The sequence below is a fragment of the Ensifer sp. LC11 genome (genome assembly GCF_001695835.1).
In the GTDB taxonomy this organism is placed as follows: domain Bacteria; phylum Pseudomonadota; class Alphaproteobacteria; order Rhizobiales; family Rhizobiaceae; genus Ensifer.
The window spans coordinates 157,856-166,720 of the sequence record NZ_MBSO01000008.1 but is presented as its reverse complement, the minus strand read 5'-3'; the positions used below and the strand labels follow the sequence as shown (position 1 = coordinate 166,720).

Here is an 8,865-nt window from a genome sequence, read left to right as displayed (position 1 = left end):
CGGTACCGACGCGCAGGCCCGTCGAGATGCGTTCCTGGGTGGTCTCCATCGAGGAGTTGATCGAACGCAGGGTGGCGAGTGCGCCCATTGCGGCGGAATTGGTCAGAATGCTCGTCATTAGAGTGTCCCTTTATTACTTTTGACGATTTGGGGGACATACCGGACTGTACCGGTGATGGCGGATCGGCTTCATGCCACTCGGTTCCAACTATCTCGGAAGAAACCAAACCCGTCATGTAAAGTCACTATCGCGGGCAAAGCTTGCGAATTGATTAAACGCCGACGGACGCTGGAGCCGAGACTATTTATACTTAACAACACTTTAATTGTGCATTCAGGATGTCCCCGGCAACGCTTTCAGCGGGCCCGGACAGACGCCGCCTAACGCAGGATCGCTCATGCCTGAGGCAAGCTCCCCCGGATAAATTCGGTGCCAAACAAGGTCCAGCAAGCCGGCGCCTGCCGCCGTGCATCTTCGACGGAGCACCCAGTGAACGCCCAAGCCATCTTTTCGACAGCCTCCCGGCACTACCAGAAGGGGCAATACACGGACGCGCTCAATCAATTGAATGCGCTGATGGAACTCAATCGCGATGCCAAGACCTTTGTGTTGTTGGCGAAGGTCCTCTCGAAGCTCGGCTTCAAGCAGGAAGCCGCCCGCGCCTATCAGCTCGCCGGCGAAGCTGGCGGCTCGCGGGCAGAAGACTATCTCACCGAGGCGATGAAACTCTACTTCGCCAACGGCAATGAGGACGAAGCGCTGAGCATCGGACTGCCGCTTCTGGAGAAAGCCAAGACCGATGCTGACATCGCCTTCATCATCGCCTCGATCTTCCTAAAGCGAGGGGAAAAGGCGATCCTCGGCCTCTTCAAGGCACCGCTGACCTTGAGCACCAACCGCCTCCACAATGCGCTCGCCTTCAAGCTGCTGACCGCTGAAATCACCGATCTGCAGGATCGTGACGCCCTTACCAATCTCTTCCGCAACAATCCGAAGAATACGACGCTGCGGTCGGCCTATCTGGTCTATGCGCGCGAAGCCAACGATTTTGCCGAGGTCGAGAAACACGATCGCGACATCCAGAAGGCGTTGAAGGCGGGGCAGACCGACTTTCTCGCGGCCGAAGCACCGTATTATCACGCGACCTGGTGCGGAGACGAGCGCCTGAACCACATCGCCGGCGCCCACCTTCGTCCGTTCCCGCCGAGCTTGACGGAAGCGCGCCGCAGCACGCCACACAGGTGGGGCGAACGCATCCGCATCGGCTATGTCTCCTCAGATTTCTGGGATGATCACGCGACGATGAAACTCTTGAAGGCGGTGCTGATGGCACACGACAGGAAGCGCTTCGACGTGACCCTGTTCTGCCACACCAACAGCGCGCACGCGGCCCGCGACAGAGACATCCGTGAGAAATGGGGCAGGATCGTCGAAATCGGAGACCTGACCGACGAACAGGCGGCTGAAGTCATTAGGCGGGAAAACATCGACATCCTGGTCGATCTCAAGGGACACACGCTGGAAAGCCGCGTTTCGATCTTCAATCAGGCCGCAGCGCCCGTTCAGGTGGGATGGCTCGGCTTTCCCGGCACAACGGTCAACGTCGATCTCGACTATGTCATCGGCGATCCCTACGTCCTTCCCGACGCCAGCAAGGCATTCTACTACGAGAAATATTGCCGCCTGCCGGAAACCTACCAGCCCAACGATCCCTACGGGCGCCCGCGTCCCGAAGCTGTCTCCAGACGGACGGTCGGCCTACCCGAAGACGCCTTCGTCTTCGCGTCCTTCAATGCCAACCGCAAGATCTCGCTGCAGACCGTCAATCTCTGGATCGACATTCTCCGCCAGACGCCGGAGAGCCTGCTGTGGCTCATGTGCGACCGTCCGGATGCGCGGTCGAACCTGCTGGCCAAGTTCAAGAGCGCCGGCATCGATCTCAAGCGCATCATCATCTGCCCCAAGGTTCGCTATCAGGATCATGTCAACCGCGTTCCGCTCGCCGACATCGGTCTCGACACCTACCCGTACAATGGCCACACCACCACGTCCGAACAGCTCTGGAGCGGCTTGCCGGTGTTGACCTTCAAGGGCACCAACTTCGCCTCACGCGTGAGCGAAAGCCTGTTGAACGCCATCGGTGTGCCTGAGCTCGTAGCCGCCGGACCGGAGGACTACGTCCAGGAGGCCGTCGCGCTCTACAACAACCGCGACAAGATCGCCGCATATCGAAAGACGCTGGAAGATAACCGGTTCCAGATGCCGCTGTTCGATGCGGAACGCTTCTGCCTGCACCTTGAGAAGGGTTACGAAATGATGGCTGACCGCGCCAAGCGCGGCCTGGCGCCTGATCATATCGACGTTCCCGCCCTGCCGGCGCGGACTGGCTCGTTCGAACGTTAAGCGGCGATCAACCCGCAACGACACAAGGCGGCGCCCTGGCGCTGCTCAGACTGCTGACAAACCCGTCGATTTTCGGCGGGTTTTGTTTTTTGATGTTTGCGGCTGCGGCGGCTCGGGCCGGTTGGGGTGGGCTGCTGCGACTGGGATAGGGGCGCGGGTTCAGACCGGCCTTGGTGTCGGGTTCTTGTCAGCGCCATTGCGATCTTCCTGATGTTTTGTGCTGTGGCAGCCAGCAGGCACTGGCATGTCCGGTCGCGCAGAAATTCTAGCTGAAGGAGCGCACCAGACTGCCGACGAGCAGGTTCCAGCCGTCGATCAAGACGAAAAACAGGATCTTGAACGGCAGCGATATCGCCGTCGGCGGCAGCATCATCATGCCCATGGCCATGGTGATCGTCGCCACGATCAGGTCGATCACCAGAAACGGCAGCATGATCAGGAAGCCGATTTCAAAGCCGCGGCGAATTTCCGAGATCATGAAGGCCGGCACAACCGCGCGCAGATCGACCTTGTCGTCGACGACCACCGTCTGACCCTTCTCCTTGGCGATATCAATGAAGAGCTGCAGGTCCTTGTCGCGGGTATTGGCAAGCATGAACTCGCGGAACGGCTCAGTGACGCGCGGGATCGCTTCGGTCTCGGTGATCTGGCTCTTGAGCAGCGGATCGATGCCGTCGCGCCAGGCGCGGTCGAACGTCGGCGCCATGACGTAGAATGTCATGAAAAGTGCCAGCGAAACCATGATCATGTTGGACGGCGTGGTCGCCAGCCCCATGCCGGTGCGCAGGATCGCAAAGGCGATCACGAAGCGCGGAAAGCTGGTGACCATGATCAGGATGCCCGGCGCCACCGACAATACGGTCAAGAGACCGAAAGTGCGGATGATCCACGAGGCGGCGGAGCCCTCTATAGGCGTATTCAGGATATCAGAGGGAAAGCTCTGAGCGCCGGCAATACCGGACATCGCCATCATGGCAACTAAAAAGGCGACTAGCCGGACCATTTACCGAATCATTGGATGACGAAGGTTCTGAACATCACATTGGTTACGCGCCCATCGGAGCGAAGGTCAACCCGCTCCTGGATGTCATCCCGGAGATATTGAAAGCCGCGCGGTCCCTGGATCTGCTGCAGGGAGACCGTCTTGAGGTAGGCGGCGATATCCTGGTGAATCTGTTCGGCCAATTTGGGGTCCGGCGCACCGTCGAACTGCAGGGCCACTTCGAGCCGGATCCAGTTCTCCGACGGATAGGCAAGGTTCGTGGTGATCGGCTCGAGCTGGACGACGCCGTTCGCTTCGGTCGCAACTTTCGGCACGCCCTCTTCGCCCGTCGCATTGGCGGCCGGTTCCTTGGTCGCCTCTACCTGCGCCTTCGGCGGCGGCGGCGCCAGCAGGTCGCCGACCAGCCAACCGCCGCCGCCGGCGACAAGCGTCAACACGGCAACGACCGCGATGGTCAGCACCTTCGACGGTGGCTTCGGGGTGGCGGAGTCGAGTTCTTCCATCTTGCCGTTCCCTGCCGATCAGATCGGCGAAAATAGATCCATGAACTGCTGACCGTAGGGCGGCTGCTGCACTTCGGTCAGGCGACCGCGGCCGCCATAGGAGATGCGCGCCTCGGCGATGCGGTCGTAGGAGATGACGTTGTCGGCATCGACATCCCGCGGCCGGACGATGCCGGCGACATTGAGAATGCGCAGCTCGTGGTTCACTCGAACCTCCTGCGAGCCGCTGATCAGCAGGTTGCCGTTTTCGAGAACCCCGGTGACAACGGCGGCAACGAGCACCCGCAGCTTTTCCGAGCGCTCCGTCGTGCCGTCGCCCTCGGTCTTGGTGTTCGAGCCATACTTCAACTCGCCCGACCAGTCGAAATCGCTCCCCTGCGACTTGCCGTTGGCGCCAACGTTGAATCCACTGGAGTTCTTGCGGCTGCGGTCGGTCTTGTTGTCGAAGGTGGCGCCTTCGTTGATCTTGATATCGACCGTCAGAATGTCGCCGACATTGATCGCGCGCGCGTCCTTAAAGAGCGCCGCCTGCTGGTCGTTCCATAGCGAATAGCCGTTCATCATCTGGCGCGGCTGCTTCGGGTACATGGCAAGCTGCGGTGTCTGGGAATATTGCAGACCGCTGCCGATCGGGCTCATCGACGGCGCCCGGCCAATCTCGTTGAACGCCTGGTTCTGACATCCCGCAAGGAGGGCGGCCCCAGTCAGTATAGCCGTTAGACGCATTTTCATGATGGTTCCTTCGAGGTGTTCGGGTCGCTGGCACTCGAGATGATGTTGGTGAGGATCGCCGCCTTCTCGTCGGTCATTTCGCTGAGAATCAGCGAGGACTGGCGCGGCGGCAGTCGCATGACGATAGCGGCGGCGATCTCCGGCCTGACCATTTCAAGCTTGCCGGCTGCGGCATCCGGCTTCATCGTCTTGTAGATATCGACGAGGCCAAGTTCGGCCTGCTTGAGGAAATCGTTGCGGCGCTTCAGCCAGTCTTCATATTCCTCGCGACGCTTCTCCAGCGTTGCGATCCGTTCGTCGATGCTTGCCTGCAGGGTCTCGAGATCCTTGCGTTGCAGCACGTAGCGCTGGTCGCGCGCGGCGTCGGCGATGTTGGTGCAGAACTGCTGGATCTCGTTCTGGGTCGCATCGCCGGCGGGCGGCGCCGTGACGTCCTGGGCAAAGGCGCCGGGCATCGAGAGCATGGACGCGACAGCCGCTGCAGCGAGCAGCAGCTTGCGGGTCCGGCCGAGAGAGTGATTGTGATTTGCCGTCATTGCAGCACGAGCTCCGCCTGGAGGGCACCGGCCGTTTTGATGCTCTGCAGGATGGCGATGATGCCATCCGGCTTGACGCCGATGTTGTTGAGGCCGGCGACGAGGGAGCGAAGGCTCGACCCATTGAGGATCGCCACCGTTCCGCCGTCGGACTGCGCGTTGATCGTGGTGTTCGGTTCCATCGCCGTCTGGCCGCGCGAGAACGGCAACGGCTGCACCACCGTCGGCGTTTCGCTGACTTCGACGGTCAAGGTTCCGTAGCTGACCGCCACCTCGTTGACCCGGACATCCTGACCGATGACGATCGTACCGGTCCGCTCGTTGATGACGACGCGGGCAGGCACATCGGTCTCGATAACGAGGTTTTCGATGTCGGCCATCAACCGGGCGAGGTCGGCCATTTTCGGCTTTTCGACGAGGACTGCCTGGGAATCGCGCGCTTCGGCGATTCGGCCGCCATATTGCTGGGCCGCATATTTGTTGATCGCCGCGGCCATGCCGACCGCGGTCGAGAAGTCCGGATTGCGCAATTGCAGAACCAGGTTGAAGCCATCCTTGAACTTGGATGGCAGTTCGCGCTCGATGATGGCCCCATTGGGCACGCGCCCTGATGTCGTGACCCCTTGGTTGAGGGTTGCAGCGTCCCCTTGAGCGTTGAAGCCGGTCACGACCACCGAGCCTTGGGCGACCGCATAGATCTGGCCGTCCGCGCCGGAAAGCGAGGTCATTACGAGGGTGCCGCCGCGCAGCGAGGTGGAATCCCCGAGCGAACCGACGGTTACGTCGACGCGGCTGCCGGGACTTGCAAAGGGCGGCAAGTTTGCCGTGACGAGAACAGCTGCAACGTTTCGCGTCCGGGATTCTCCTCCCTGGGTCGAAATGCCGAGGTTCTGCAGCATCGCGCGGATCGACTGATCTGTGAACGGCGAGGAACGCAGGCTGTCACCGGTCCCCTGAAGGCCGACGACGAGACCGTAGCCGATGAGCTGGTTGTCGCGGCCCGCCTGAAGCGAAGCGACATCCTTGATCCTGGAGGCGCCGAATGCAGGCGTCACCGCCGCGGAGAACGCGACGGCGAGCGTCAGGAACCATTTGCATGCAAGCATTTTCATTTCGCCACCACATGGACAGTGCCGTCGGCCATCACCGTTCCGGAAACGATGATGCCGGTATCGATGTTACGTGCCCGGATCAGCTCGCCCACGGCGGCATCCTGGAGCGGCGATCCGGCGGCGCTGATGGTCAGGCCGCCATTGCTGAAGACGAGGCGCACGGTGGAGCCGCGCGAGACGGCATATTGTTCGCGAAGTGCGCTCGCGAGGATCACCCGGCCCGGCAGCAGCGTGCGCTTGGTGACCTTGCCGTCGATCTCGCTCAGGGTCTTGACGTAACCGTCGGCAAGATCGGGATTGGTGACATCGACGATCTCGACGCGGCTCGCATCGAGCGTTTCGCCCGGATAGATCGTCTGAGTGGGGATCACTGCCGTCAGCCGCTCCGCGTAGCCTGCCGAAGGCAACAGGAAAGTGGCGGCAAGCAGAACGCCAGCCGCCAGCCGCCGTGCCTTGGCTGCGCGGCCAGCCCTCAAAACCTTGATCTCTGCGGCTCGGCGAAACGTCATGTTTGCCCCCTCTTCCGTTACCTGAGGTTCTTGCTCACCGTGGCCGCCATCTCATCGGCCGCCTGAATGATCTTGGAGTTCATCTCATAGGCGCGCTGTGCCGAGATGAGGTCGGTGATTTCCTTGACCGGGTCGACGTTGGATGCCTCGAGATACTTCTGCTTGATCTGGGCGAAGCCCGGATCCGCCGGGGTGCCGACGATCGGTTCGCCGGATGCCGGCGTCTGCTTGAAGAGGTTCTCGCCCTGCGGTTCCAGCCCAGCCTCGTTGACGAAATTGGCGATCGTCAGCTGGCCGATTTCCTGCATCGCCGGATCGTTGCCAATGCGCACCATCACCTGACCCGACTTGGTGAAGACGATTTCCGTCGCATCCTGCGGAACCGTCACACCCGGAACCACGGTGTAGCCGTCGATTGTCACGAGCTGCCCTTCGGCGTTCTTGTTGAAGGCGCCGGCGCGGGTGTAGACCGTCTCGCCATCCGGCGTCTCGACCTGAAACCAGCCGCGGCCGATCAGCGCCAGGTCATAATCGTTGCCGGTCGAGACCAGGCTGCCCTGGATGTGAAGGTTGCGCACCGCGGCCGTCTGGACGCCGAGGCCGATGATCGCGCCCTCAGGCACGATTGCCTGGTTGGAGCGGTTCGGCACGCCCTGGGCGCGCTCGGTCTGGTAGAGCAGATCGGAAAACTCGGCGCGCGCACGCTTGTAGCCTGTCGTGTTGATGTTCGCGATGTTGTTCGCGATCACTTCCAGGTTCAGCTGCTGGGCGTTCATGCCGGTAGCGGCAATGGAAAGGGCCTTCATGTCTCGTTCCTTCAGATCTGCATACGCGCAATTTCGAGGTAGGCGCTGACCACCTTGTCTCGGATGGCGATCGCCGTCTGCAGCGACTGTTCGGCGCTCATGACGGCATCGACGACTTCACGGGTGTTTGCCTGACCGCGGATGCCGTCGATCGACGCGCCTTCGGCCTTCTTCATTGCGCTGACGGCATCACTTGCCATGTCGCCGAGGACCGAGGCGAAGCTCTGCGTTTGCGGCACGCCCTGGGTTGCTGCCGGCAAACCGAAGGCCGACAAGGAAGAAGACGTGGCGTTGATGCCGTCGGCCCCTTTGGTGACCGAGAACGCGCCGAGGGATTTAACTGCATCGATCATTATTGCGAGGCCCTCAACAGGTCGATTGTCTGGGAAATCAGATCGCGGGACTGCTTGATGGTCTGCAGATTGGCTTCGTAAGCACGGTTGGCTTCGCGCATGTCGGCCATCTCGACCAGGATGTTGACGTTGGGCATCTTGACCATGCCCTTCTCGTCGGCGGCCGGATTGCCCGGGTCGAACTCGATGTTGAAGTCCGAATCGTCGGTGCCCTGCCGCTCGATCTCGACTAGGGATGCGCCGCTTGCGCGATCCACCTCGGCGGCGAAGCTGATGGTCTTGCGGCGATAGGGATCCGCACCGGGGGTGTCGCCGGAGGAGCGGGCGTTGGCGATGTTTTCGGAGACGATGCGCAGGCGGGTCGATTCCGCCTGCAGGCCGGAGGCCGACACCTTGAGGGCCGAGGTCAATGGATCCATGGTTCTTACTTCCGTACCGTCATCAGCATCATTCGGTGAAAAGCCTTCACGAGCCCGGCGCTAAGTTCGTAGTCGCGCTTGATCTCGCCGGTCTTCATCATTTCCTGCTCGATCGCGACGCTGTTGCCGGACTGCTGGATCTGCACGCCGTCGACCATGCCGACTTCGGCCACCTGGGAGGCTTCAAGGCCTTCGGTGAAATGCGCCTTATGGGTCGCCGCCATCTGGATGCCGGCGTCCTGCAGCACGCTTTCGAACGGCTTGACGTCCTTCGCCTTGTAGTGCGGCGTGTTCGCATTGGCGATGTTGCCGGCCACCACGTTCTGGCGGACGGTCAGCCATTGCGCTTGCCTGGACGCCAGTTCGAAAAGCTGAATCGGTTGCATCAAAAGCTCCATGCTTGGTGATGCGAACCTAGGCCGGTAATCTTGCGTGGGACTTTCGTCGGGAGCAGCTGTTGCGAGAAGGCTGACATCGCCGCCCGGCGA

At 61.3% G+C, this 8,865-nt stretch carries 11 protein-coding genes and 1 pseudogene; 1 reads left to right on the top strand and 11 read right to left on the bottom strand.

Annotated elements, in window-relative coordinates; translation table 11 throughout:
- Positions 1-118: pseudogene (locus tag BBX50_RS30705) on the bottom strand (flagellin); the annotation flags it as partial.
- Positions 119-490: 372 nt separating this feature from the next.
- Here BBX50_RS30705 and BBX50_RS06510 point away from each other — a divergent pair.
- Positions 491-2,404 carry a glycosyl transferase gene (locus tag BBX50_RS06510; protein WP_065774501.1) on the top strand — a complete coding sequence of 638 codons (1,914 nt, stop codon included), beginning with the start codon at positions 491-493 and terminating at the stop codon, positions 2,402-2,404.
- A 265-nt stretch (positions 2,405-2,669) separates the two neighbouring features.
- Here BBX50_RS06510 and fliP read toward each other — a convergent pair whose 3' ends face one another.
- From fliP to flgB, 10 genes are read right to left on the bottom strand one after another with little or no spacing between them, the layout of a single operon-like run.
- On the bottom strand, positions 2,670-3,407 hold the full coding sequence (gene fliP, locus BBX50_RS06505) for a flagellar type III secretion system pore protein FliP (protein ID WP_065774500.1): 738 nt from the start codon (positions 3,405-3,407) through the stop codon (positions 2,670-2,672).
- 8 nt (positions 3,408-3,415) lie between these two features.
- Positions 3,416-3,910: a flagellar basal body-associated FliL family protein gene (locus tag BBX50_RS06500; RefSeq protein ID WP_065774499.1), complete on the bottom strand. Its 495-nt coding sequence runs from the start codon at positions 3,908-3,910 to the stop codon at positions 3,416-3,418.
- 18 nt (positions 3,911-3,928) lie between these two features.
- Entirely contained in the window at positions 3,929-4,642 is a 714-nt protein-coding gene (gene flgH, locus BBX50_RS06495; RefSeq protein ID WP_065774498.1) for a flagellar basal body L-ring protein FlgH, read from the bottom strand.
- On the bottom strand, positions 4,639-5,178 hold the full coding sequence (locus tag BBX50_RS06490; RefSeq protein ID WP_065774497.1) for a MotE family protein: 540 nt from the start codon (positions 5,176-5,178) through the stop codon (positions 4,639-4,641). The genes flgH and BBX50_RS06490 overlap by 4 nt, the downstream gene beginning before the upstream one ends.
- On the bottom strand, positions 5,175-6,290 hold the full coding sequence (locus tag BBX50_RS06485; RefSeq protein WP_065774496.1) for a flagellar basal body P-ring protein FlgI: 1,116 nt from the start codon (positions 6,288-6,290) through the stop codon (positions 5,175-5,177). Before BBX50_RS06485 ends, BBX50_RS06490 begins: the two co-directional genes overlap by 4 nt.
- A complete protein-coding gene (flgA, locus tag BBX50_RS06480; protein WP_065774495.1) occupies positions 6,287-6,799 on the bottom strand; it encodes a flagellar basal body P-ring formation chaperone FlgA in 513 nt (170 codons plus the stop codon). The genes BBX50_RS06485 and flgA overlap by 4 nt, the downstream gene beginning before the upstream one ends.
- Before the next feature lie 17 nt (positions 6,800-6,816).
- Positions 6,817-7,605: a flagellar basal-body rod protein FlgG gene (gene flgG, locus BBX50_RS06475; protein ID WP_065774494.1), complete on the bottom strand. Its 789-nt coding sequence runs from the start codon at positions 7,603-7,605 to the stop codon at positions 6,817-6,819.
- Between the two features lie 11 nt (positions 7,606-7,616).
- Complete coding sequence (locus tag BBX50_RS06470; protein ID WP_065774493.1) at positions 7,617-7,958, bottom strand: flagellar hook-basal body complex protein FliE; 342 nt, start codon at positions 7,956-7,958, stop codon at positions 7,617-7,619.
- Positions 7,958-8,377 (bottom strand): flagellar basal body rod protein FlgC, encoded by a 420-nt coding sequence (flgC, locus tag BBX50_RS06465; protein ID WP_065774492.1) that lies wholly within the window; start codon positions 8,375-8,377, stop codon positions 7,958-7,960. Before flgC ends, BBX50_RS06470 begins: the two co-directional genes overlap by 1 nt.
- Before the next feature lie 5 nt (positions 8,378-8,382).
- Entirely contained in the window at positions 8,383-8,763 is a 381-nt protein-coding gene (gene flgB / locus BBX50_RS06460) for a flagellar basal body rod protein FlgB (protein WP_065774491.1), read from the bottom strand.
- Between the last annotated feature and the right edge of the window lie 102 nt (positions 8,764-8,865).

Bases quoted from the DNA above. Each gene is read 5' to 3' on its own strand.
- flgB (WP_065774491.1), bottom strand. From the start codon at position 8,763: ATGCAACCGATTCAGCTTTTCGAACTGGCGTCCAGGCAAGCGCAATGG.
- flgH (WP_065774498.1), bottom strand. From the start codon at position 4,642: ATGAAAATGCGTCTAACGGCTATACTGACTGGGGCCGCCCTCCTTGCG.
- BBX50_RS06500 (WP_065774499.1), bottom strand. From the start codon at position 3,910: ATGGAAGAACTCGACTCCGCCACCCCGAAGCCACCGTCGAAGGTGCTG.
- flgC (WP_065774492.1), bottom strand. From the start codon at position 8,377: ATGGATCCATTGACCTCGGCCCTCAAGGTGTCGGCCTCCGGCCTGCAG.
- flgG (WP_065774494.1), bottom strand. From the start codon at position 7,605: ATGAAGGCCCTTTCCATTGCCGCTACCGGCATGAACGCCCAGCAGCTG.
- BBX50_RS06490 (WP_065774497.1), bottom strand. From the start codon at position 5,178: ATGACGGCAAATCACAATCACTCTCTCGGCCGGACCCGCAAGCTGCTG.
- flgA (WP_065774495.1), bottom strand. From the start codon at position 6,799: ATGACGTTTCGCCGAGCCGCAGAGATCAAGGTTTTGAGGGCTGGCCGC.
- BBX50_RS06485 (WP_065774496.1), bottom strand. From the start codon at position 6,290: ATGAAAATGCTTGCATGCAAATGGTTCCTGACGCTCGCCGTCGCGTTC.
- fliP (WP_065774500.1), bottom strand. From the start codon at position 3,407: ATGGTCCGGCTAGTCGCCTTTTTAGTTGCCATGATGGCGATGTCCGGT.
- BBX50_RS06470 (WP_065774493.1), bottom strand. From the start codon at position 7,958: ATGATCGATGCAGTTAAATCCCTCGGCGCGTTCTCGGTCACCAAAGGG.